This is a genomic window from Streptomyces sp. NBC_00885 (genome assembly GCF_045207475.1).
In the GTDB taxonomy this organism is placed as follows: domain Bacteria; phylum Actinomycetota; class Actinomycetes; order Streptomycetales; family Streptomycetaceae; genus Streptomyces.
This window is the reverse complement of the sequence record NZ_CP108796.1, coordinates 1,370,879-1,393,503: the sequence shown is the minus strand read 5'-3', so window position 1 is coordinate 1,393,503 and position 22,625 is coordinate 1,370,879. Positions and strand designations below refer to the sequence as shown.

The following is a 22,625-nucleotide window of genomic DNA, read 5'->3' as shown; positions in this document are numbered from 1 at the left end:
GAACACCATGACTGGCCCCAGCCCACCCGCACCGGCACACGAGCCGTCCTGATCACCAGACCCCAACCAGCAGATCCGTAAAGCAACGGCATTGGCCCTAGGCCGTGTTTTGGAGCCCGCCCTACGGGCGGACGGCGCTGGTTCCAAAACACGGCCCAGTGGGCTTCAGAGCAGGGCCTGCGGACGGTAGACGGTCAGCACCTCGACCTGCTTGTCCACCACCAACTCCGGTGGCGCTGCGGTCACTTCGCCGTCGTATGCCATCGGTGTGCCGGGCGCGAGCCCGGAGATGCGCAGCTGGTGCAGCTTCTGCGCCGCGTGCACCGGCGAGCGGCTCAGCGGTCCGGCGAGTGCCGCGGCCAGCAGCCGCAGCCCCGGCCGGCGACCACCGTGCACCACGCGCACATCCAGCAGTCCGTCGGCCATGTACTGGCGGTTGCCGGGCGCCGGGCCCATCGGCTGGTAGATGCCGTTGCCGGCGAACAGCAGCCACATCGGGCGGCGGCGGCCCTGAACCTCGGCCTCCAGCGGGTGTTCGCCGCGCAGCACCCGCGCCGCCGCGAGGACCCCGGCCGGCCAGCCACCGATACGCGGCGACCAGCGCTCACGGATGCGCACCAGCTCCGGATAGACGCCAAGGCTGAAGGTGTTGAGAAAGTGGCCCGGTTCGGCGCCGCCGCCGGGTCCCGGGGTGAAGCGCCCCAGATCGACGCGGACGGCCTCGCCGCCCGCGAGGGCACGGCAGGTGTCCTGGACCGCTTCGATGCCCAGGTCGTAGGCGAAGTGGTTGAGCGTGCCACCCGGGAAGACGGCGAGCGGCACACCGCGCGCGGCGGCGACGGTCGCCGCACGGTTGACGGTTCCGTCGCCGCCCAGGATGCCCAGCGCACGGCCGCGTCCGGCCGCCTTCTCCAGCTCTGCCGCCAGCTCGTGGGGCGCGCACTCCACCATCTCGGCGAGCGGCAGCAGCTCATGCACCAGCCGGGCCGAATCCGCCGAGCCCGCCTTCCGGTTGACCACGACCACCAGGCCATCGCCGTCGCGCAGCGCGGGTACCTCGGCATGCGGCGGGCCGGGTGGCGGAAGTTGCGAACGGGTCGGCACCGCGCCGCGCAGCGCGAAGGCAGCGCCCACTCCCAGCGCCGCGCCCACCAGCACGTCGCTCGGATAGTGCACGCCCGTGTAGACGCGCGAGAAGGCGACAGACGCGGCCACCGGCGCGACGACCGCACCCCAGCCCTTCGACTCCAGCGCCACGCCGGTCGCGAAGGCCGCCGCCGAGGCGGCGTGTCCGGAAGGGAAGGACGTCGTGAACGGCTGCCGCTTCAGCTGCCGTATCACGGGCACCGCGTCGAGCAGCGGCCGTGCTCTGCGTACCGAGCGCTTGCCGATGGTGTTGATGGCGGCGGAGGCGAGCGCGAGAGACGCCACGCCCCGTACCGCGGCGCGCCGCGAGCGCGGGCCGCGCCCGAGCGTGGCCATGGCGGCAGCCGTGCCGAGCCAGAGCAGTCCGTGGTTGGCGCTGCGGCTCAGCCGGGGCAGTACAGGCTCCGCGAGAGGCCAGTGCCGGGCCGCGACGGCGTGGTGGACCTGCCGGTCCCACGCGCCGAGCAGCGCCGTGACCCTGGTGCGGATCTGCGACATTCCCTGTGTCTGAGCCTGTGCGTGAGCGTCTGACATGGAACGCGGGTACCCGGTGGACGCCGCCGCCACGCAGGAGGGACCCATTCACCCACCAGGAGGCGGACCGTGCGGGGTGCCGGGTCACCGGTCCGCCACCCGGTCACCGTCGCCCGACACCGTCGTCCGATGCCTGGCCGATCGCTGCTCCCGCGCGGCGGGCTCGCGCAAACCTCCGTATAAAGGGCTCGTGGGCCGGTGACCGGTCCTGGGACACGCGGAGGTGACGGCACATGCAGCGGACGGCACCGGAAGAGCGTGGCCGTGTCCGTTACGGACCGCCCGCCCCGGAGTCCGGACTGCCCGTGCTGCCCGAGCTCGTCGATGTGCTCGCGGCCGCGTCGGACCGCGCCGTGGGGGAGCCGCCCGGCGGCGGCCCCGAGCTGCGCGAGGCGGCCTGCGGCTACTGGTGGCGGCGCGGGCTGCGCTCCCGGCCGGAGGAGGTGGCCGCGGCTTCCGGCGCGCAGCCCCTGCTGCTCGCCCTGATCGGGGCGTACGACGGCGATGTGCTGATGCCGCGCCCGTGCCCCGCCTGGTGGACTCCGCAGGTCCGGATGCTCGGCAGGCCCGCCTACCATGTGCCGACCCCGGCGGAGTGCGGCGGTGTTCCCGACCCGTTCGCCCTGCTCGAGACGGTACGCAGGGTCCGCGCCGAGGGCGGCATGCCCCGGCTGCTGCTGCTCTCCGTCGCCGACGACCCCACCGCTACGGTCGCCCCGCCCGAGATCGTGCGCGAGGCGTGCGAGGCCGCCGTGGACGAGGGGCTGCACATCATCAGCGACGAGACCTGGCGCGACACCCTGCACCGGCCCCATGAGACGGTGCTGCTCAGCCCCGCGGAGATGTGCCCCGAGGACGTGACCATCATCAGCGATCTGGCCGGAGCGCTCACGCCCCCCTCCTGGCCGGTGGCCGTCGCCCGCTTCCCGCGCACCGACGAGGGAGCGCTCCGGCGGGCCAGGACCCTCGACTTCCTCACCGCGCTGGGCGCGGTCGTCGCCGAACCGATCGCGGTGGCCGCGACCCACGCGCTCGACGAGCCGGGTCCGGTCACCGAAAGGGCGGAGCGGGCGGCTGCCCTGCACGCGCGCGTGGCCGCCGAAGTGCACCGCGCGGTGCTCGCCTCCGGCGCCCTGGCCCGGCCGCCGCAGGCGGGCCGCCATCTGTACGCCGACTTCGGGCCGCTGCGCTCGCGCCTCGCCGAGCGGGGTGTGAACGACTCCATGGAGCTGGAGGAGTATCTGAGCGACCGCATCGGGTCGCCTGTTCCCGGCGGGCACCGGTTCGACGACGAGCTGGGGGCGCTGCGGGTACGGCTGGCCACCGGGCCGCTGCTGGGTTCGACTCCCGAGCAGCGGCAGGAATCACTCACCTCACCGGCACCTCTGGAATTGCCGCACGTGGCGGGGGCGTTGAGCATGCTTGGAACGGCCTTCGACGAACTGCGTTGAACGGAGCCCCGGATGACGGAACAGACGGAGCAGGCGGAGCACTCGGGCCAGGCAGACGACGCGGCAATCGCAACCGGCGGGGCACAGGCGACCGACCCCGCACACGCAGACGACTCGGCACCGGCGACCGCACCCGCACCGCCACCTCACCCCACACCGCCGAACCACCCCGGCGTAGGCTCCCGGCCCCGTCCGCTCGGCGAGATCCGCACCTGGCCGAGGACCTTCGCCGACCGGCTCACAGCGCCCCTGCCCGGTGTACGCGCCATGGCCCGCCTCGCCACGGAGGGCGCCGTGCGCCCCGGTCCCGACGGGCTGCGCGACATTCCGCTGCTGCCCTTCGCGCCGGGGCCGCTGCCCGCCGTGGACACCGCGACCGTCGCCGTCACCTGGGCGGGACACGCGAGTTGGGTGCTCGGCATCGGCGGGCTCACCGTCCTCACCGACCCCGTCTGGTCCCGCCGTATCCTCGGCACCCCGGCCCGGATCACGCCCGTCGGAGTGCGCTGGGAAGATCTGCCGCCGATCGACGCGGTGGTCATCAGCCACAACCACTTCGACCATCTCGACGCCCCCACCGTGAAGCGACTGCCGCGCCACACCCCCGTCTTCGTCCCGGCGGGCCTCGCCCGCTGGTTCCGGCGCCGCCGCTTCACCCGTGTGACCGAACTGGACTGGTGGGAGTGCGCGGAGCTGGGTGGCGTCCGCTTCGACTTCGTCCCTGCCCACCACTGGTCCAAGCGCACCCTCCTGGACACCTGCCGCTCGCTCTGGGGCGGCTGGGTGCTGACCGACCGGCTCGGCCAGTCCGTGTACTTCGCGGGCGACACCGGCTACGGCCGCTGGTTCAAGGAGATCGGCCGCCGCCACCCGGACCTCGATGTGGCGCTGCTGCCGATCGGCGCGTACGAGCCGCGCTGGTGGCTCAGCGATGTGCACACCGACCCCGAAGAGGCGGTACGCGCCTTCGAGGATCTCGGCGCGCGTCATATGGCTCCGATGCACTGGGCGACGTTCGTGCTCTCCGCCGAACCGGTCCTGGAGCCGCTCAGCAGGGTCCGCGCCGCCTGGGAGCGCACCGGCCGGCCGCGGGAGGGGCTGTGGGACCTGCCGGTGGGCGGCTCACGCCTGCTGGCCGGTTGAGCCCGCCGAGCCGGGTCGCGACCCGCGTCGGACCCGGCGCCACAGCGTCGGCGCGCCGCTGATCACCACGGTCAGCGTGACCGCCACCACCACGCCCTTCCACGGCTCGTCGAACAGCGAGCCGCCGAGAATCCCGATCAGCTGATACGTCGCCGCCCAGGCCAGGCACGCGGGGATGTCGCCGCGCACGAAGGTGCGCAGCGGCATCCGGCTCAGCAGGCAGGCCAGCATCACCGGGATCCGCCCGGCCGGCACCAGCCGGGAGAGCACCAGCACCGTCACCCCGTGCTCATCCAGCTTGCGCTGCGCCTGATCGAGCCGGTCGGGCGCGGCACGGTCGCTGAGAGCCGCGAGCCACCGCGAGCCGTTCTTGGAGCGGAACCCGCGCTGGCCGAGCCAGTACAGCGTCACATCGCCGAGGAACGCGGCGAGCGACGCCACCAGAAACACGAACAGCAGCGACAGCGGGGCCGTCTGATGGAAGGCCACCACCGCCGCCGAACTGACCACCGCCCCCGTCGGCACCACTGGCACCAGCGCACCCAGCACCACCAGCAGAAACAGCGACGGATAGCCGACCGCCTGCTGCGTCGACTCCGGCGGCAGCTTCCCGACGATCTCGGACAGCTGCCCGAGCGACTCCCAGGGCTTCGAACTCACCGGGCAGCCTCCGGCCTGACCCGCTCGCCGTGCCCCAGCCGGTGCACCGCCACCTGCGGAGCCAGCCGAGCCGCCTTGCGTACGAACTCCTCGCCCGGGGCGTAGAACTCGTGCGGCCGGATCCCGTCCATACCGATCGGCCAGTACGTGCCGTAGTGCACGGGCACGGCCGCGCGCGGCGCCAGCGAGGCCAGCGCCTGCGCCGCCCGTCCCGGGTCCAGATGCCCGTGGCCGAGAAACGGACCCCAGCCACCCACCGGCAGCAGCGCCACATCGACCGGACCGACCTCCTCGGCCATCGAGTCGAAGAGCCCGGTGTCCCCGGCGAAGTACGTACGCGCCTCGCCGCTGATCACATAGCCGAGCGCCGGCGACCGGTGGGGCCCGAGCGGCAGCCGCCTCCCGTCGTGCAACGCGGGCACGGCCCGCACCACCAGGTCCTGGACCCGTACCTCGTCACCGGGCGCCACCTCGGTGACCCGCAGACCCAGCCGGGCCAGCCCCGGCACGGACCGTGTCGCGGCGCGCGGCACCACCAGCCGGGTGCCCGGAGCCAGCCGCGCCAGCGAGGGCAGATGCAGATGGTCGGAGTGCAGATGCGACACCAGGACCGCCTCGGCGACCGTCGCCTCCGCGGGCGGCAGCTCACCGCGTCGCCTGCGCAGATGCGCGAGCCGGCGCACGAAGAGCGGATCGGTCAGCACCCGGACGCCGGAGTCCTCGACCGTGCAGGTGGCATGACCCCACCAGGTGACCTCCACGCGCGCCTCCTCCTTGCACCCGTACGCCTACGAGCCTAGGTCGTGTCGTCAAAGTCCCGTCTGCCCGGCGGCGTCTGGCACGCACCCTCGCTGCGTTGTCGTCAGTCGCCTACGCTCCGCGTGGGCTCCTTCCTCCGCCTTGCGATCGCACGCACCAGACGCCGCCGGGCCCGCCCTCCGGGCGGACGACGCTACTTTGACGACACTCCCTAGGTCCTGTCCGGAGTAGGGTCATCGGCCAGTGACCGAGAGTGCAGGGGGAGCCCATGTCCATCGACGGCTTACGTGTGGCGGCCATCGCCAGTCTGACTCCCCTTGAGGAACTCGACCGCGACCCCTTCCTGGTGGACACCCGCAGCCAGCACGCGATGTGTGCCCGCTGGGCCGCCGACAAGGGCTATGTCGTCACCCGGCAGCTCCTCTTCTACGGACTGCGCCCCGACCACTGCGCGCTGTGGACCGACGTCGGGGCGGGCAGCGTGGATCTGTTCGTCGCCCCCAACGAGCGGGTGCTCGCCCGCGCCCTGACGTCATTGCCGGACTTCCTCGCCGAGTGCGAACGCAGAGGCGTACCGCTGGAGACGGCGAACCTCGACGAGCCCGTCTACGACGCGGCGATGAAAGCCCGTGTGCATCGCAGGCTCTCCATGCCGACCGCCGGGTACGACGGCTGCTGACCGCACCGCCCTGTCCCGCCCATGACCCCGCCGACTACCCCGCGGGACAAGTTGAGCCCCTGTGCCAGGCTGGAGACCTGATCCAAGGGTGAGGTGAAAGCGGCGTGGTCGAGGGGCGATGGCGTACGGCCGGCAGAGCCCTGGTGCGTGTGATCGTGGTGTGGGCGGTGTCCACGCTGACGATGCTGGCGCTCGCCGGGCTGCTGCCCGACTTCCAGCTGCAGTCCGGCGACGGGGACTCCATCACCAGGACCGCCGTCACCGCCGCCTGGGGCGCGGGCGCCTTCGGTCTGCTGACCGCGCTGGTCTGGCCCGTCGTGGTACGGGCGCTGCTGCTCGTACCGGCCCTGGTGCTCGGTCTGTTGGTCTTCTTCCTCAACGGCTCGCTGCTGCTGATCGCGCTCTGGCTGATCCCCGACGGGCGCGGTGCGGCCAACCCGGAGACCGCGGTCGTCGTCGCCGCCGTGATGTCCGCCGTCGCGTCGGCTACCTCCACCGCGCTCGCCGTCCGCGACGACAACGCCTACCGCCGCCGGCTCTCCCGGCTCGCCGACCGCCGAAGACGCAGACGCGGCGAGGACGGCAGGCTCCCTGGGACGCCCGGCACGGTCTTCCTGCAGCTCGACGGGGTCGGACACGAGGTCCTGCGGAACGCGGCCGGCGACGGCGTCATGCCGACCGTCGCCGGATGGATCGGCACCACCCACCGGCTCAGCCGCTGGCGTACCGACTGGTCCAGCCAGACCGGCGCCAGCCAGCTCGGCATCCTGCACGGCTCCAACCACGACGTCCCCGCCTTCCGCTGGTACGAGAAGGACAGCGGCCGGGTCATGGTCAGCAACCGGCCCGCGAGCGCCGCCGAACTCCAGCGCCGCGCCATCGAGCGCACCGGCGACGGCGGACTGCTCACCGTCGACGGCGCGAGCCGCGGCAACCTCTTCAGCGGCGGCGCGGACCAGCTCGCGCTCGTCCTGTCCATGGCCGCCAGACGAGGCAAGGCCAACCGCTCCAGGGCGGGCTACTTCGCGTACTTCTCCGACCCCGCCAATGCCGTGCGTACCGCACTGTCCTTCGTCGCCGAAGTCGCTCGTGAGATCGGGCAGTCGACACGGGCACGCCTGCGCGGCGACCGGCCGCGGGTCGGGCGCGGCGGGCTCTACCCGTTCATCCGGGCGTTCGCGACGGTCATCGAGCGCGATGTGGTCGTCGCCTCGGTGATGGGTGACATGCTCGCCGGGCGCACCGCCGTCTACGCCGACCTCGTGGCGTACGACGAAGTGGCCCACCACTCCGGGCCGCACAGCAAGGACGCCTCGCTGGTGCTCGAACGCCTCGACCGGTCGATCGCGCTGATGGCCAAGGTCGCCGAACACGCGCCCCGCGACTACCGGATCGTGCTGCTGTCCGACCACGGCCAGAGCCCCGGAGAGACCTTCGAGAGCGTGTACGGACTCACCCTCAAGGATCTCGTGCGCGCCGGGTGCGGACTGCCCGTCTCGCGCCGGGCGGAACGCTCCAAGAGCGGCGCGGAGGCACGCGACGCCGCGGGCGACGCCCTGCGCCTCGCGCTGCACCGGCAGCGCGCCGAAGGAGCGGACGAACATCCGCAGGCGGGCTCCGACCCGATGGTGCTCGCCTCCGGCAACCTCGCGCTGATCTCCTTCCCCGACGCGAAGGAGCGCCTCAGCCGCGAGCAGATCGAGCGCCGCCACCCGGCGCTGCTGCGGACGCTCGCCAGCCACCCGGGCATCGGCTTCCTGCTGGTACGCAGCGAGGAGCACGGCTCACTGGTCCTCGGCCCCGACGGTGAAGAGGTACCCGTCAGCCGGCTGACCGACTACGGCCCGCTGGGCGTCTTCGGGCCCGGCGCCGCGGAGGCCGTCCGGCGCACGGACTCCTTCCCGCACGTCGCCGACATCATGGTCAACTCGATGTTCGACCCGAAGACGGGCACCGTGCACGCCTTCGAGGAACAGATCGGCTCGCACGGCGGACTCGGCGGCGAACAGTCCCAGCCCTTCCTGCTGTCACCACTCGACCTGTCGGCGCCGGCCGAGCCGGGCGCCGAAGTGGTCGGCGCCGAGGGTGTGCACCGCGTGCTGCGGCGCTGGCTGCGCGAGTGCCAGGGACCGCAGATGCCGATCGGGTCTGCCGCAGAAGCCTCCCCTCCGGATACGTTGACGCCGTAGAGCGTCAGGCGAACCGGGAGTGTGCCCCTTGCGTGCTGTGGTGTTCGAGGAGTTCGGCGGGCCGCTCGACGTACGCGAGGTGCCCGATCCCGTGCCCGCTCCCGGCGGCGCGGTGATCAGGGTCGAGGCGACCGGGCTGTGCCGCAGCGACTGGCACGGCTGGATGGGCCACGACCCCGGCATCACCCTCCCGCACGTCCCCGGGCACGAACTGGCCGGAGTCGTCGAATCGGTGGGCGACGGCGTCGTCGAATGGCGGCCCGGCGACCGGGTCAGCGTGCCGTTCATCTGCGCCTGCGGCCGGTGCGCGGCATGCGCGCGCGGCGCCCAGCAGGTGTGCGAGCGCCAGGAGCAGCCCGGCTTCACCCACTGGGGGTCCTTCGCCGAGTGCGTACCCGTCCACCACGCCGACACCAATCTGGTCGCCCTGCCCGATGCGATGTCGTTCAGCACGGCCGCGAGCCTGGGCTGCCGGTTCGCGACCGCCTTCCGCGCGGTGGTGGCACAGGGCAGGGTGCGGCCGGGGGAGTGGGTCGCCGTCCACGGGTGCGGCGGCGTGGGCCTGTCCGCGGTGATGATCGCCGCGGCGTGCGGGGCCAGGGTCGTCGCGGTCGACCTCTCGCCGGACGCGCTGGAGCTCGCGCGGTCCTTCGGCGCGGAGGTGTGCGTGGACGCGTCCGCCCTCGGCGCGGGCGTCGCGGACGCGGTCCGCTCCGCGACCGGTGGCGGCGCGCATCTGTCTCTGGACGCGCTGGGCGCGCCGGTGACCTGCGTCAACTCGGTCCAGAGCCTGCGCCGCCAGGGCCGCCACGTCCAGGTCGGCCTGCTGCCCCAGGGCGTCCACCTGCCGATGGACCGGGTCGTCCCGCTGGAACTGGAGATCCTCGGCAGCCACGGCATGGCGGCGCACGCGTACCCGGAGTTGATGGCGATGGTCGCGTCGGGGTCGCTGCGGCCGGACTTGTTGGTGACGAGAACGATCGGCCTGGCGGAGGCGCCGGCTGCGCTGGCGGCGCTCGGCGGGGGGTCCGGGACCGGGGTGACGGTGATCGTCCCGCGCGGTCGGTAGGGGGTGCGGGTTCGCCTGCGGCGGGCCTGTTCCCCTACCCGCCCCTTCCCGAACTGGGGGCACGCCCCCAGGCCCCCGGCGGGGCTTCGCCCCGGACCCCGTATGCGACCTTCGGCCGCATGTCCTCAATCGCCGGACGGGCTGAATGTGCGGCCCAGCCGCACATTCAGCCCCGCCGGCGATTGAGGCGCGGGGGTCCGGGGGCAGCGCCCCCGGTTACGGGAAGGGGCGGGGTGGGGAACAGCCCCGCCGCAGGCGCACCCCGACACCGCCCAACCCCCGCACCGCCCACCCGTTTTGGATCGTCGCGCGATCATCAATACCATCCGGTGATGATCACAAGAAAACGGCTGGCGGCCGCCACCTGCGGCCTGCTCGCCGCCCTGGCCGCCGCGCTCCCCCCAGCCGTCGCCGCCGCCGACGAACCGGCAGCCAAGCCACCCTCCCCCAAGGTCGAACTCGTCCTCGACGTCAGTGGCTCGATGCGCGCGCGAGACATCGACGGACAGACCCGCATGTCCGCCGCCAAGCAGGCGTTCAACGAGGTCCTCGACGCGGTCCCGAGCGAGGTCGAGCTCGGCATACGCACCCTCGGCGCCAACTACCCCGGCAAGGACAGAAAGGTCGGCTGCAAGGACACCAAGCAGCTCTACCCCGTCGGGCCGCTGGACCGGACCGAGGCGAAGACCGCCGTGGCGACCCTCGCCCCCACCGGCTGGACCCCGATCGGTCCCGCCCTGCTCGGCGCGGCCGAGGATCTCAAGGGCGGTGAAGCGACCCGGCGGATCGTCCTCATCACGGACGGCGAGGACACCTGCGCCCCGCTGGACCCGTGCGAGGTCGCGCGCGACATCGCCGCCAAGGGGATCCATCTCGTCATCGACACGCTGGGCCTGGTCCCGGACGCCAAGACCCGCAGCCAGCTCCTTTGCATCGCCGAGGCCACCGGCGGTACGTACACCTCCGTGCAGCACACCGACGAACTCTCCGACCGCGTGAGCCAGTTGGTGGACCGGGCCGCCGAGCCGGTGGTCACGCCGGTCGCCACCGAAGGCGCGGTTGAGTGCACGAAGGCCCCGCAGCTCAAGGCCGGTCTCTACAGCGACCGCGAGAAGTTCGGCGAGCACCGCTGGTACCGGGTGGACGTCCTGCCCGGCCAGGAGCTGCGCGCCTCGGTGAGCGTCGCGGCCGACCGGGCAGTCAACAACGACTACGGCGTGCTGCTGCGGGCCGTGACCGTCCACGGCCGCGAGATCGTCCGCGGCTCGGAGGCGGGCGACGGACGCACCGATGTGATCTCCACCGGGCTGCGCTATCCGAAGGCCGAGCTGGAGGATTCCGACGGCGTGAAGCCCGCCGCGGAGACCGTCTGCCTCCAGGTCAGCAACTCCTTCTCGGCGCCCGCGTCGGTGAAGACGGAGCCCGGCCTGCCCATCGAGCTCACGGTCGACGTCGTGGACGCGCCCGACGGGGCGTCCGACGTGGCCGCCTTCGGTCTCGGCCGTGGCTGGTGGCTGCTCGCGGTCCTGGTGCTCACCGGCCTGGTGGCCGGTCTGCTGTGGGGCTGGATCTCACGCTGGCGCGTCGCCGTATGGAGGACCAACTGATGCGTATCGCACGTGTGTTGACGACTGCGATGCTGGCCGTCACCGCGCTGGCCGGCACGGCCGGCACGGCCGGCTCGGCCGCGGCGGACGGCCCGTCGCCCAGCCCGGGCAAGAGCTCGGACACGGCCGGACCGACCGAGGCGGGCACCGGCTTCCGTGACGCGACCGCCGTCGAGCAGGGCCACAAGGCCACCGCCGAGGCGTCCGCCGGCGACTACCTGTACTGGGTGTTCCCCGCCGACGCGGGCCGCCGGGCCACCGTGAAGGCCACGGTCACGCTCCCCGAGCCGGCGGCCCGGCACGGCGCGTCCACCTGGCGGCTCGATGTGTACGACGGGCTGCGCAGGCGCCAGTCCTGCATGTACGGCATGCAGAGCAGGGGCGCGGCCAAGGAGGCCGCGTCGGTCGAACTGTCCTGCACGCTGCGTACGGTCCGCTCCTGGGCCGAGCCGTGGGACAACGACCCGCTGCCCGGCAGCTATTACATCCGGCTGACGGTCACCGATCTGCCCGCGGAAGACCTCGGCCTGCCGGTGAAGGCGGAGGTCGAGGCCACGTCGGTCGACGCGGGCGGCGCCCACGCGGGCGGCGGTTCGCTCTCCGCACCGCTGGTGCCGGGTACGGCCACCCGTGCGCGGGACGACGAAGGCAGCACGCCGAAGCAGGCGGCTGCCGCCATCAGCGAGCCGGACGGCGGCTGGTCGGCCGGCTGGTGGTCCGATCGCTGGCTCTGGACCGCGGCAGGAGGGTTGCTCGGCGCGCTGGCGGCCATCGGCGGCTACTCCCTCACCCGCGGATCCGGACGCCCCTCCCGCGTACCACCGGCTCTCTGAACAGGGCGGTGGCCACGGCAGCGATGCCGTGGCCACCGAGCGCGTACGTCACGCGTCCTGGAGCGCCGCGAGCTGTCGGGCCAGCGTCTCCTTCGACTGGAACGTCGCCCCGAACAGGGCCACATGCTTCCAGTGCAGCGTCCCGTCGGCCGCTATGACGAAGACGGCACGCCGCAGCCCGATGCCCGGCGCCGCGATGCCGAAGGACCGTGAGACGGCCCTGTCGGTGTCGGCGAGCAGCGGCATGCGCAGCCCGTACTTGCGGGCGAACGACTCGTGGCTGTCGACGCTTTGCGGGCTCACAGCCCAGACCTCGGCGCCGCAGTCCGTGAACGTCTCCAGACCACTGGAGTACGAGCAGAGCTGCTTGGTGCACACCGTGGTGTCGTCGCCCGGATAGAAGGCGATGACCAGCGGGCGGCCCCGCTGCTCGCTCAGCGTGAACTCGCGGCGCTCGAAGACGTCGTCGACCAGAATCCCGCCGGGGAGGGTGAAGTCGGCGACGGACTGGCCTTGTTCAGGTGATGCTGCCAAGGGAACTCCTGTGGCTACGAGTGCGGACGGACGGGCGTACTGCCGTGCGGCCCCTCGTCGAGGGCATCGTCGAAGGGCCGCGAACCCACACAGTCCACGCCGAAGCAGGTCCCGGATGGAAGACGAACCGGCGATCGTGGCCGGGTTGCAATCGAATGTCATCGGCGGAACCGATGACGTGGAACGCCAGTCGCCTGCCGCCGGGGAACAGATCCCGGATCTCCTGGAGGGCCGGCTCGCGGTCGACGGCGAGCGCACCGACATCCACGAACAGCACGGTGAAGCCCTCGGCCTCCCGCAGGCGCAGCGCCCCCGTCAGCATCGGAGCGGTTGACCGCGCCAGCCGGCCGCTCACGGCGAGCCACACCTGTGGCCCGTCCTCCGCCAGTACACGCACCCGTATCGTCGCTCGCACCTGCGCCCCCAGAGCCGGTCGGTCCGGCGCACCGCCGACCGGTGCGCCGCCACACGACTGACATTCGGCGCCGGTGAGGCCCGGGATTGCTCAGAATCCGGTCTCTTTGCCCGCCAGGGAACACTCTTCGAGCAGCGTGCCCGGACCGGCACCTTCCGGGCGGGCCACGGTGCGGCTCGGCACAGGCTGTCTGCCGTGTCCGATCCATGCCTCCAGGGCCGTGAAGGCTGAGCGGTGACAGGGCGTCAACGGCCGGAGATTGTCCGGAAAGACGTCGTACAGCGAGTCGACGTGCGTGCCGCCCTCGATCCGGTAGTAGCGCAACAGCCCGCCGCGGCCGGCGTCGCGCACCATGCGGGCGTACACATCGGAGTCCTGACCGATGGGCAGCAGCACGTCGAGAGTGCCGTGGAGGGTGATCAGCGGCTTTCCGATCCGGCCGGTCAGCGCGATCGCGGCGACGGCACGGCGGACCTCCGGCGGCCGGGAGGCGTACACGTAGTCCGCGTCGCACGCGGGCGTGCCGGGCGCGCAGTACGGGGTGCCCGCCTCGGTGGGCCCGTCGTAGCCCGGGTCCAGCTCCTCGCGGTAGATCCGCTGGGTCAGATCCCAGTAGTACTGATGGTGGAACGGCCACAGGAACTCCGACCCCGCCGGATATCCGGCGGCGACCATGGCCCGGTGCGCCTCGTCCGCGCCCGGTCCGCCCGCTGCGTAGAGCGGATAGTGGCGCAGCGCGGGCGGCAGGAAAGTCAGCAGGTTCGGGCCCTTCGCCCGCCAGAGCGTCCCTTCCCAGTCGACGCCGCCGTCGTACAGCCCGGGATGGTTCTCCAGCTGCCAGCGCACCAGATAGCCGCCGTTGGACATGCCGGTGGCGAGCGTTCGGGACGGCGGTCTGTGGTAGCGCTGGGCGACGACCGCGCGGGCCGCCCTGGTCAACTCGGTGACCCGGTCGTTCCATTCGGCGATCGCCTCGCCGGGCGCGTCGCCGTCACGGTAGAAGGCCGCCCCGGTGTTGCCCTTGTCGGTCGCGGCGAACGCATAGCCGCGGGAGAGGACCCAGTCGCCGATGGCCCGGTCGTTCGCGTACTGCTCGCGCACGCCGGGGGAGCCCGCGACGACAAGGCCGCCGTTCCAGCGGTCGGGCAGCCGGACGACGAACTGCGCGTCGTGTTTCCAGCCGTGGTTGGTGTTGCCGGCGGACGCGTCTGGGAAATAACCGTCGATCTGGATGCCGGGCACACCGGTGGGAGTGGCAAGGCCCGCCGGGGTCAGCCCCGCCCAGTCGGCCGGGTCTGAGTGACCGGATGCGACCGTCCCCGCGGTCGTCAACTCATCGAGGCAGGACGCCTCTTGACGCTCGGCACCCGGCACATGCAGCCGGGCGATCCGGTTGCAGTGGTCCGACGCCGCGGTGTCCGGGTGATGGGCGACGGCGGGGAGCGCGGCGACGGAGAGCAGCAGTGCGGCCGCGTAGGGAACGGCGAGGGGCAGGGGCACGGAGAGACCTCCTGGGGCGTACGGACGGTGGGGTCAGGGGCAGTTGCCGTCGGCGACGACGTAGTGGCCGACCGGGGATTCCTTGAGCGTGTGGGTGACGAAGGTGTTGTAGAGGCCCATGTCCTGCCCGGAGCCCTTGGCGTAGGCATGGCTGCCGTCGGTGGTGGCCCGTCCCGCCTGCACCTGGTGGTAGTTGTCGGTGGTCCAGCAGTCGGCGGCCGCCCCGCCGGTGGTCGTGGCCGTGACCGTGCCGGAGCGCGCGCCTTCGGTTCCGGCGGTGTCCCGGGCGGCCACGCTGTAGCCATGAGCGGTGCCCGGGCTCAGACCCGTGTCGGCGAAGGACGCGGCCGCCGGGGTGGCGATACGCGTCCCGTCCCGGTACACCGCGTAACTCGCCGCTCCCTCGACTGCCGTCCATGTCAAGGAGATTGAGGTGTCGGTGACACCTGTGGCCGCGAGCCCGGACGGTGCCGGGAGACTGCCGGGACCCGGACCCGGCGTGGAGCCGTCGAGACCGAAGAACTCGGTGATCCAGTAGCCGGAGCAGATCGAGTCGATGAAGTTCGCGGTACCGGTCTGCCCGCACTGCTGCGGCCCGCTGCCCGGATCCACCGGTGTCCCGTGCCCGATCGCGGGCACCCGGTCGACCTCGACGGCGACCGTCCCGCTGCCGTCCGCCGCAAGGTACTGCTCCCGGCGCGTCTGATTCGGCCCGATCGTGGACGTACGGTCCGGACTCTGGTCCACACCGTGCACCCCGGTCCACTGGTCCCTCAGCTCATCGGCGTTTCTCGGTACGACCTTCGGGTCGTTGTCGCCGTGCCAGATCGCCACCCGCGGCCAGGGCCCGGAGTACGAGGGATAGGCGTCCCGCACCCGCTGAGCCCACACCGCGGGCGTACGGTCCACTCCCGGGTCCATGCAGGTGAAGGCGCCGGTGTCCTTGGTGCAGTCGTACGGCAGCCCGGCGACCACCGCGCCCGCCTCGAAGACGTCCGGATAGGCGGCGAGCATCACCGCGGCCATGCCGCCCCCCGCCGACAGACCGGTGACATAGGTACGCGCCGCATCGGCGCCGTAGGCACTCTCCGCATGCGCGACCATCTGGCCGATGGAGGCGGCCTCGCCCTGTCCGCGCCGGTTGTCTGTCGGCTGGAACCAGTTGAAGCAGCTGCTCACGTTGTTCGCGGAGGTCGTCTCGGCGAAGACCAGCAGGAAGCCGTGCCGGTCGGCGAAGGTCGTGAGACCGGAATTGTCGGCGTAGACCTGGGCGCTCTGCGTACAGCCGTGCAGCGCGACCACGACGGCCGGGTGCGCGGGCAGGCCCGCGGGCCGGTAGACGTACATGTTCAGGGCGCCGGGATTGGCGCCGAAGCTGCTCACCCTCTCCAGGGGTACGGCCGCCTGTGCGGCGGGCGTTGGCGCCAGCCACAGGGCGGCCGCGAGGAGCACGAGGACGACGGCCAGACGGACGGCCGGCTTGGACAGACGTTCACGCAACGGCATCAGGGCCTCCCGCAGGCGTACCGAGGTGCCGTCACAGTAGGAACGGGCCTGTGGGGGAGGAATGGTGACGCGGCCCATAGGGCGGTGCGGGGACGGCGCTGCCGGGACTGTTGCGGGTGCAGGGATGGGGTGCTAGGCGGCGCCCATTTTTCGGTCACCCTCAGCGCAGTCCGATAACTGACTACTTTTCATATGCGGAGGAACGGTATTGATTGTGGAGTTCACGTAGAGAGATCGATGATTCTGGAGGTACCGCCATGGTCCGTCTCCGTTCGGCCACGCTGGCCCTGCTGACCGCTGTCGCATGCGTCGCGCTCCCCGGGCTGTCGGCCTCGGCCGCACCCGGCGACACCAAGAGCATCTGCTACAGCAATCTGACGCCGTCCGGCTGGGTCGATGTGCAGTGGTGGAACACCTGGGCGTGCGGCGTCACGTTCAACCCCAATATGAAGAAGATCCAGCAGGTGTCCGGCATGCCCATCGGCTCCACCGTGAACGCCTGTATGTCCACCCTGCCCCCGGCGGGCTGGGTGCAGGTGAACCGCTTCTACAGCGGCGCCTGTCAGTACTCGGCAGTGCCCAGCCATGACCCCAACACCTGGACGATCAAGCGCGTTTCCTGAGGTCGAACGTCTCCCACGGCAGGGGGAGCCCCGGGTAGGTCAGAGGGGCAAGGAGACGTGTACTGCCTTGCCCCGCCGATCAGGGTCGCAGCGGACTTCCAGGGTGCCGTCGACCTCGGCGGCGAGGTCGTGGACCAGCCGAAGGCCCCGTCCTCCGATGTCATCCGGGTGCGAGGGGGGCAGCACGCGGGGGAGGCGGGGATCGCGGTCGTGGACGGCGATCGTCAGACAGTGGTCGTCGGTCACGAGAGTCAGCTCGGCGCGGGGGGACAGCCGGGCGGCGTGCTGGACGGTGTTGGCCACCAGCTCGGTGATGATCAGCAGCGCACGGTCGAGGCAGTCGTCCTTCATGCCCGGAGTGCCCCCCAGGAGGATGGCTTTGGCTGCGCGACGGGTGGCGGGGACTGAATGATCGTGGGTCTGGAAGGTCATTTCATAGCGGAACCGCGGGGCGCTCAGGGGCCGCATCGGCGACTCCTGTGCCGCCACACCATCTGTGCGGCCACTTTGAACCTGGGTTGTATACATGTCCAGTGACCGTCCTGAATCGTGTCGGACTGGAGTGTGATGGATCGCTGTCGGCCTGATGTCCCGCGGAGAAGAGCGAGGCTGCGGCCGTGCGGTGTCGGCGGTGGAGGGGGCACCTCTGAGCCGGAAACTGGAGTTATGCATACATGTTAAGTAGGTGTGTGGGGGGCGTGTCAATGGCCCCAGACGAAGGATCAAGATGTTATGTCCGACAATGTCGGGCATGGTGACTGATCTGCGCAGTCGGCCGACAGCCTGTGCCGGCTGATGCGCTCAGGGGAGGGCTCAGCCCCTGCGCACGATGGCCCGCAGCTCGTACGCCAGGCGGGCGACCGCTTCATCCGATGTCTGCCGACCTGCGAGGGCGTCGTGAGCGACTGCCTGGACAGCCAGACTCACCTGCTCGTAGTGCGGACTCTTGGGGCGCGGCTTGGCTGTCAGGACGCTCTGCTTGAGCGTCGGCAGGTAGGGGAACCTGCGCACCAGGGCGGGGTCGGAGTACAGGGCCGCGCGTACGGGTGGCAGTGACCCCTGGGTGAGTACCTGGCGCTGGACGCGCTCGCTGGTGAGGAAGGCGATCAGCTCGGTCGCCGACTTCTGGTGCCGTGAGTTGGCATTGACGGCGAGGTTGGAGCCTCCGAGGATGCTCGAACCCTGGCCGTTCGGTCCGGGCAGCGGGACGGCGCCGACCTTCCCGGCTATCTCGGACCCCTTCTCATTGGCCAGGTCGTAGACATACGGCCAGTTGCGCAGAAAGAGCAGGTCGCCGTTCTGGAAGGCACGCCGGGATTCCTCTTCCTTGAACGTCAGGGCATCCCGGGGAATCCAGCCGTCGCGAACGCCACGGGCGAGGAAATCAAGGCCCTCGCGGGCGGCGGGGGAATCGACGGTGACCCGTGCCCCTTCGTCGCTGAGGATCTGGCCCCCGGCAGACTGCATGACCTCGGCGATGTTGACGGTGAGCCCCTCATACGGAAGGTATTGGCCGGCATAGCCGTCGAGGCCGTACTTGGGTGCGATCGACTTCGCCATACTCTCGAGTTCGCGCCAGGTGCGCGGCGGCTGCCTGCCCTCCCGCTGGAGCAGATCCTTGCGGTAGTAGAGCAGTCCCGCGTTGGTGACGTAGGGGACGGCATAGAGCTCCCCCTGGAAAGTGGCGGTGTCCACGACCGGGGGCAGGAAGTCGTCGAGCGGGAAACGGTCGGCGTCGAGCGGGGTGATCCAGCCGGCGGCGGCGAATTCCGAGGTCCACGTCACGTCGATGTTGAGCACGTCGAAGCGGCCACTGCCCGAAGCCAGGCCGGTTGCCATTTGTGCGCGTACCTCGTCCGCGGCTTCCGGCAGCTCGATGACCTTCACTTTCTCGGCGGGGTGCGAGCGGTTCCACTCGCTCAGCACGTTGCGGAGATAATCCGTCAGGTCACCGCCGGTCACGAATGTCATCGGACCGGTGTCAGCGGGTCGTTGTCCACCGCCGTCTCCGCTGCAGCCTGCGAGGAGCAGGGCTCCGACCATGAGCCCGCCACTGGCGGCCCGCGCCCACCGCATGGATGCCTCCTTCGCGCGCCGCGTCGGTTGCCCTCCCGGCGTATGCTCTATGCATACCTGTTAGCCATGACAGAAGAGGACCCGGTCGAAAAGGGAAACGAAGCCGGAGGAAGTAACAATCGCTTCCCTCATCCGCGGCGAGGGGAATGTGCAGAGTGCGTCTCGCCCTGCTGGTGCTCTTGTTCAAGGGGCCGGCTCATGGATATGAGCTCAAGCAAGCTCTTGAGAAGCTCATGGGGGCAGCTTACTCTCAGCCCAACATCGGGCAGATTTATGTCACTCTCAGTCGCCTGGAGAATGCGGGTCTGATCCAGGGCGAGGACGTCACCCAATCCAGTCGGCCGAACAAACGCATCTACCGGCTCACGGAAGCCGGGCGGGAAGCGGTGGCTGACTGGTTCGAGGAGCCGGCCGAGCCGAAGATCCGGGACGATTTCTTCATGAAGCTCGCGCTCGCCCACGAGACGGGAGCGGCCGACCGGATCGGACTGATCAACAAGCAGCGTCGCCACTGCTTGAATGCCATGCGTGATCTGTCCAGGCTCGCGGCCTCGGAAGACCGTGACAAGCGCGTCTCGCAATTGCTGATCGAGGGTGCGATGCTGCACCTACAGGCTGACCTCGACTGGCTGGAACGCTGTCAGGAGGAGCTGGAATGAGCCGCGATCTCTCCTCTGCCGCTGATCCCCGGTCTGCTGCTGATCCCCAGCCGATGGTGAAGGCGCAGGGCCTGGTCAAGACATACAAGGCGGAGGGCGCCGAGGCGCGGGCCGTGCGTGGCGTCGATCTGCACGTCGAGCCGGGCGAATTCGTCGCCGTCACCGGGCCCTCCGGCGCGGGCAAGTCCACACTCCTGCATTTGCTGGGCGGCCTGGACCGCCCGGACAGCGGGAAGATCTGGCTGGACGGCCGGCAGGTCGATTCGCTGAGCGAGGCTCGCTGGGCGGTGCTGCGCCGACGCAGCATCGGAATCGTCTTCCAGTTCTTCAACCTGGTCTCCAACATGACCGTGACCGACAACATCGAGCTCCCGGCACTTCTGGCCGGCAAGAGTCCACGGCAGGCAAGGGCGAGCTGCGAGGAGCTGCTCGCCGAGCTGAGCCTGGAAGGCAAGCAGCGCAGCATGCCCGGCGAGCTGTCCGGAGGCGAGCAGCAGCGGGTGGCGCTGGCTCGTGCCCTGGTCAACCACCCACGCCTGCTCCTCGCCGACGAGCCGACCGGCAGCCTGGACAGCAAGGGAGGCCGCGATGTCCTGCGGTTGCTCACCCGCTTCCATCAGCGCGGCCAGACCATCCTGCTGGTCACCCACGACGCCAGGGCTGCCAGCACGGCGGACCGAGTGATCAGTTTCTTCGACGGCCAAGTCGTCGACGACGCGGTCCTCGGCGGTCCTGAGCATGTGCCGAGGAGTGTCGCCGACATCCTGAGAATCAAGGGTTGACCGATGCGGGCCACCGTGCGGTGGGCGCGCGCCGACCTTCGGGCCAACCGCGGCGAGGCACTGTTCATCATCCTGGCCACCGCAGGCATCATCGCCTCCCTTCTGCTCGCGGGCGCCCTCCTGCAATATGCGGCCAACCCGTGGCAGCGCATCTTCACCGAGTCCTCCGGCGCGCACGTATGGATCCACACCAGGGCGGACGCGTCCACCGAGAAGCTGAGGGACATCGACGGCGTCGCAGCTTTCTCCGGGCCCTTCCCCACTGCCCCGGCCACCGCCGAAATCCGGGGCGCGAAGGTGTCACTGGAGCTGCGCGGTGCCGGGGCCGAACCCCCCAAAGCGGCTCGCCCGCTGGTTGACTCCGGACACTGGCTGGAGAACGACGTCCCCCATGGCATCGTGCTCGAGCGATCGGCCGCCGATGCGCTCTGGGTCAAGCCCGGCGACACTGTGCGCGTCCGCGGCAGCGGCAGCAGAGATACGACTCTTCAGGTCGTGGGGATCGCGGACACCGCGGAGCCGCGCTTCGTCCGTGGTGTGATCCCCGGCGTCGCCTGGCTGCTGCCCTCACAGCTTCACCGGGTCGAACCCGACGCCCGTCGTGTCGGGCAGACGGTCGGACTTCGGCTGGCGGATCCCCAGGACACCGATTTCGCCGTGCAGCAGGCGGTGACACTGATCGGCGCCGACCAGGTTGCCAAAGTCTCCACCTGGGAGGAGGCGCGGGACGAAGCGGAGGGCGACAATCGCCTCCTGGGACTCCTGCTCGGCTCCTTCGGCCTGGGTGCTCTGCTGGCTGCCGCGCTCGCGGTAACCGGAGCCATCAGCACCCGGGTTCGGGGACATCTCCGGGACATCTCCGTCCTGAAAGCCATCGGCTTCACCCCCGGTCAGGTCGTACGCGCCTTCCTGGTCGAGCACGTAGCCTTCGCGCTCGTCGGCGTGGCCTTCGGGGCGATCGTCACAGAGACGCTGGGCCCCCGGATACCCGGCCGCATCGGGGACGCGATGGTGCTGTGGCGCGACCTGCCCGAGCATGCCTGGAGAGTCCTTGCCACCTCACTCGGGGCGGTTCTCGTCATCGCGACAGCCACCGGCCTGGCCGCCTGGCGTGCTGGCCGCGTCTCACCTGTGCCCATCGCCCGGGGAGCGATCAAGAGCGGCCGCCGGCTGTCCAGAACCGCCAGATTCGCTCTGCGGCTGAGAACGCCGCCCGCACTCGTGCTCGGGTGGCGAGGCGCGTTCCACCGCCCGGCGCGCGCAGCGGCGGCCGTGGGGCGGCTCGCGCTCCCGCTGCTGATGATCACGATCGCTCTGGGAGCCTGGTCGACCCTCGACCGCTTCGAAAGCCGGCCCGAGGACGTGGGACTCGCCGCGGAACTGCGCGCCAAGCCGGAGGGCATCGACGACGCGACGGCACGCGGGCTGCTGAACGATCAACCGGGCGTGTCCGCGGCCCACCCGGGCGTCGAGGTTGCGGCGCTCGTCCCTGGCCAGACCAGGACGATCACGCTTCGCGGCCTGGGCACCCTGGGGCACCCGTATCCCTTCACCATCGCTGAGGGCCGCACCATCCAGAACTCCGACGAAGCGGTGGCGGGCCAGGGACTTCTCGACCTCCTGGGAGCGAAGGTAGGTGACTGGGTCCGTATGACCGTCGGAGGCAGTCCGCAGGTCCTCCACATCGTGGGCCGCAGTATCGAGCCGGAAGACGGCGGCCGGGTGATCTCCACAACGGTCGACACGCTTCGGGAGGGGGATGCCTCGCTGCGGCCCGAGTTCTACAACCTGGTCCTGACGCATGAGGCCGACCCCGAAGCGGTGAGCAGTGCACTGGCCGCGTCCTCCGACGGCGGTCTCGAGGTGCGGAAGAACACCAATCCCGCCGACCAGCTCTCCGCCGCCCGCGGGGTCATCATCGGACTCGTCGGAGTGCTCGCCTTCATCGGGCTGGCCGAACTGTTCACCGTCATCGCCGCGGGACTTCGCGAACACGGCCGCGACCTTCTCGCCCTCAAAGCCATCGGACTGACTCCTCGTCAGATCACCGCGGTGATCGTCACAAGCACGGGGTTCATCGCTGCGGCAGCAGCCCTGACGGGAACGATCCTGGGCGTGTACGTATCGACGTGGCTGATCGACCTGCAGGGACAATCGAGCGGGCTCGGCGCGGGCATTGCCCAGCCTCCTTCCCCGGGAATGCTGCTCCTGCTCGGCGGAGCCGCCGTCGCCGGGGCGATCGCCGTCTCGACCCTGCCGGCCGCCCGGGCATCCCGACGCAGGCTGGCGGACACGCTCAGCGATGTCATGTGAGCTCACGGCACGCTCGTAGTGGGGGAGTGCGCCATTACCTCGCGCGTAATCCCGAGCCTTGATCAACAGTGAAGATGGTCAAGTTCGCAGCCTTGCATGCCAGCGGGGGTGCTTGGTGACGGGCTGTCAACGACCGTGGCTGACCGC

20 protein-coding genes are annotated in these 22,625 nt (G+C 70.9%); 12 read left to right on the top strand and 8 right to left on the bottom strand.

Going from position 1 to position 22,625, the window contains the following annotated elements; translation table 11 throughout:
- Positions 1-165 precede the first annotated feature (165 nt).
- Complete coding sequence (locus OHA61_RS06380) at positions 166-1,644, bottom strand: bifunctional phosphatase PAP2/diacylglycerol kinase family protein (RefSeq protein ID WP_406302158.1); 1,479 nt, start codon at positions 1,642-1,644, stop codon at positions 166-168.
- Positions 1,645-1,913: 269 nt separating this feature from the next.
- Between OHA61_RS06380 and OHA61_RS06375 the strand changes: the two genes are divergently transcribed.
- Complete coding sequence (locus tag OHA61_RS06375; protein ID WP_406302157.1) at positions 1,914-3,131, top strand: aminotransferase class I/II-fold pyridoxal phosphate-dependent enzyme; 1,218 nt, start codon at positions 1,914-1,916, stop codon at positions 3,129-3,131.
- Between the two features lie 12 nt (positions 3,132-3,143).
- Positions 3,144-4,274 (top strand): MBL fold metallo-hydrolase, encoded by a 1,131-nt coding sequence (locus OHA61_RS06370; RefSeq protein ID WP_406302156.1) that lies wholly within the window; start codon positions 3,144-3,146, stop codon positions 4,272-4,274.
- Here OHA61_RS06370 and OHA61_RS06365 read toward each other — a convergent pair.
- Positions 4,254-4,934, bottom strand: coding sequence for a VTT domain-containing protein (locus OHA61_RS06365; RefSeq protein ID WP_361912310.1), 681 nt, complete (start codon positions 4,932-4,934; stop codon positions 4,254-4,256). The two genes, OHA61_RS06370 and OHA61_RS06365, sit on opposite strands and share 21 nt — an antisense overlap.
- Positions 4,931-5,695 (bottom strand): MBL fold metallo-hydrolase, encoded by a 765-nt coding sequence (locus tag OHA61_RS06360; RefSeq protein WP_324990611.1) that lies wholly within the window; start codon positions 5,693-5,695, stop codon positions 4,931-4,933. Before OHA61_RS06360 ends, OHA61_RS06365 begins: the two co-directional genes overlap by 4 nt.
- Before the next feature lie 272 nt (positions 5,696-5,967).
- Between OHA61_RS06360 and OHA61_RS06355 the strand changes: the two genes are divergently transcribed.
- The 5 genes from OHA61_RS06355 (at position 5,968) to OHA61_RS06335 (ending at position 12,070) form a co-directional block, all read left to right on the top strand.
- Positions 5,968-6,372: a hypothetical protein gene (locus tag OHA61_RS06355; protein WP_406307292.1), complete on the top strand. Its 405-nt coding sequence runs from the start codon at positions 5,968-5,970 to the stop codon at positions 6,370-6,372.
- 104 nt (positions 6,373-6,476) lie between these two features.
- The gene (locus OHA61_RS06350) at positions 6,477-8,561 is read left to right on the top strand and encodes a phage holin family protein (RefSeq protein WP_406302155.1); all 2,085 of its coding nucleotides are present in this window, start codon (positions 6,477-6,479) and stop codon (positions 8,559-8,561) included.
- Between the two features lie 28 nt (positions 8,562-8,589).
- Positions 8,590-9,630, top strand: a complete 1,041-nt coding sequence (locus OHA61_RS06345; protein ID WP_406302154.1) for a zinc-dependent alcohol dehydrogenase family protein — start codon at positions 8,590-8,592, stop codon at positions 9,628-9,630.
- A 332-nt stretch (positions 9,631-9,962) separates the two neighbouring features.
- On the top strand, positions 9,963-11,237 hold the full coding sequence (locus tag OHA61_RS06340; RefSeq protein ID WP_406302153.1) for a VWA domain-containing protein: 1,275 nt from the start codon (positions 9,963-9,965) through the stop codon (positions 11,235-11,237).
- The gene (locus tag OHA61_RS06335) at positions 11,237-12,070 is read left to right on the top strand and encodes a hypothetical protein (RefSeq protein WP_406302152.1); all 834 of its coding nucleotides are present in this window, start codon (positions 11,237-11,239) and stop codon (positions 12,068-12,070) included. Before OHA61_RS06340 ends, OHA61_RS06335 begins: the two co-directional genes overlap by 1 nt.
- A 48-nt stretch (positions 12,071-12,118) precedes the next feature.
- On the opposite strand, the gene OHA61_RS06330 is transcribed toward OHA61_RS06335, so the two are convergent.
- Positions 12,119-12,604 carry a peroxiredoxin gene (locus tag OHA61_RS06330; RefSeq protein ID WP_406302151.1) on the bottom strand — a complete coding sequence of 162 codons (486 nt, stop codon included), beginning with the start codon at positions 12,602-12,604 and terminating at the stop codon, positions 12,119-12,121.
- A 115-nt stretch (positions 12,605-12,719) separates the two neighbouring features.
- Here OHA61_RS06330 and OHA61_RS06325 point away from each other — a divergent pair, with 115 nt between their 5' ends.
- Positions 12,720-12,938: a hypothetical protein gene (locus tag OHA61_RS06325; RefSeq protein ID WP_406302150.1), complete on the top strand. Its 219-nt coding sequence runs from the start codon at positions 12,720-12,722 to the stop codon at positions 12,936-12,938.
- A gap of 171 nt (positions 12,939-13,109) precedes the next feature.
- Here the strand turns inward: OHA61_RS06325 and OHA61_RS06320 are convergent, their stop codons facing one another.
- Positions 13,110-14,519, bottom strand: coding sequence for a tannase/feruloyl esterase family alpha/beta hydrolase (locus OHA61_RS06320; protein WP_406302149.1), 1,410 nt, complete (start codon positions 14,517-14,519; stop codon positions 13,110-13,112).
- Positions 14,520-14,552: 33 nt separating this feature from the next.
- Complete coding sequence (locus OHA61_RS06315) at positions 14,553-16,025, bottom strand: PHB depolymerase family esterase (protein ID WP_406302148.1); 1,473 nt, start codon at positions 16,023-16,025, stop codon at positions 14,553-14,555.
- A gap of 257 nt (positions 16,026-16,282) precedes the next feature.
- Here OHA61_RS06315 and OHA61_RS06310 point away from each other — a divergent pair, with 257 nt between their 5' ends.
- Positions 16,283-16,648, top strand: coding sequence for a hypothetical protein (locus tag OHA61_RS06310; protein WP_406302147.1), 366 nt, complete (start codon positions 16,283-16,285; stop codon positions 16,646-16,648).
- Between the two features lie 39 nt (positions 16,649-16,687).
- On the opposite strand, the gene OHA61_RS06305 is transcribed toward OHA61_RS06310, so the two are convergent.
- Both OHA61_RS06305 and OHA61_RS06300 read right to left on the bottom strand, forming a co-directional pair.
- Positions 16,688-17,080, bottom strand: a complete 393-nt coding sequence (locus OHA61_RS06305) for an ATP-binding protein (RefSeq protein ID WP_406307291.1) — start codon at positions 17,078-17,080, stop codon at positions 16,688-16,690.
- A gap of 381 nt (positions 17,081-17,461) precedes the next feature.
- Positions 17,462-18,724 carry an ABC transporter substrate-binding protein gene (locus OHA61_RS06300; RefSeq protein ID WP_406302146.1) on the bottom strand — a complete coding sequence of 421 codons (1,263 nt, stop codon included), beginning with the start codon at positions 18,722-18,724 and terminating at the stop codon, positions 17,462-17,464.
- A gap of 155 nt (positions 18,725-18,879) precedes the next feature.
- Here OHA61_RS06300 and OHA61_RS06295 point away from each other — a divergent pair, with 155 nt between their 5' ends.
- From OHA61_RS06295 to OHA61_RS06285, 3 genes are read left to right on the top strand one after another with little or no spacing between them, the layout of a single operon-like run.
- Positions 18,880-19,383: a PadR family transcriptional regulator gene (locus OHA61_RS06295; RefSeq protein WP_324972475.1), complete on the top strand. Its 504-nt coding sequence runs from the start codon at positions 18,880-18,882 to the stop codon at positions 19,381-19,383.
- Complete coding sequence (locus OHA61_RS06290; RefSeq protein ID WP_406302145.1) at positions 19,380-20,165, top strand: ABC transporter ATP-binding protein; 786 nt, start codon at positions 19,380-19,382, stop codon at positions 20,163-20,165. The genes OHA61_RS06295 and OHA61_RS06290 overlap by 4 nt, the downstream gene beginning before the upstream one ends.
- 3 nt (positions 20,166-20,168) lie before the next feature.
- Complete coding sequence (locus OHA61_RS06285; protein WP_406302144.1) at positions 20,169-22,478, top strand: FtsX-like permease family protein; 2,310 nt, start codon at positions 20,169-20,171, stop codon at positions 22,476-22,478.
- Positions 22,479-22,625: the final 147 nt, after the last annotated feature.

What these genes read in the sequence shown, in the direction of transcription:
- OHA61_RS06375 (WP_406302157.1), top strand. Translation starts at nt 1,914, where the DNA reads ATGCAGCGGACGGCACCGGAAGAGCGTGGCCGTGTCCGTTACGGACCG.
- OHA61_RS06340 (WP_406302153.1), top strand. Translation starts at nt 9,963, where the DNA reads ATGATCACAAGAAAACGGCTGGCGGCCGCCACCTGCGGCCTGCTCGCC.
- OHA61_RS06335 (WP_406302152.1), top strand. Translation starts at nt 11,237, where the DNA reads ATGCGTATCGCACGTGTGTTGACGACTGCGATGCTGGCCGTCACCGCG.
- OHA61_RS06315 (WP_406302148.1), bottom strand. Translation starts at nt 16,025, where the DNA reads ATGCCGTTGCGTGAACGTCTGTCCAAGCCGGCCGTCCGTCTGGCCGTC.
- OHA61_RS06285 (WP_406302144.1), top strand. Translation starts at nt 20,169, where the DNA reads ATGCGGGCCACCGTGCGGTGGGCGCGCGCCGACCTTCGGGCCAACCGC.
- OHA61_RS06300 (WP_406302146.1), bottom strand. Translation starts at nt 18,724, where the DNA reads ATGCGGTGGGCGCGGGCCGCCAGTGGCGGGCTCATGGTCGGAGCCCTG.
- OHA61_RS06370 (WP_406302156.1), top strand. Translation starts at nt 3,144, where the DNA reads ATGACGGAACAGACGGAGCAGGCGGAGCACTCGGGCCAGGCAGACGAC.
- OHA61_RS06310 (WP_406302147.1), top strand. Translation starts at nt 16,283, where the DNA reads ATGGTCCGTCTCCGTTCGGCCACGCTGGCCCTGCTGACCGCTGTCGCA.
- OHA61_RS06325 (WP_406302150.1), top strand. Translation starts at nt 12,720, where the DNA reads ATGGAAGACGAACCGGCGATCGTGGCCGGGTTGCAATCGAATGTCATC.
- OHA61_RS06380 (WP_406302158.1), bottom strand. Translation starts at nt 1,644, where the DNA reads ATGTCGCAGATCCGCACCAGGGTCACGGCGCTGCTCGGCGCGTGGGAC.
- OHA61_RS06290 (WP_406302145.1), top strand. Translation starts at nt 19,380, where the DNA reads ATGAGCCGCGATCTCTCCTCTGCCGCTGATCCCCGGTCTGCTGCTGAT.
- OHA61_RS06305 (WP_406307291.1), bottom strand. Translation starts at nt 17,080, where the DNA reads ATGACCTTCCAGACCCACGATCATTCAGTCCCCGCCACCCGTCGCGCA.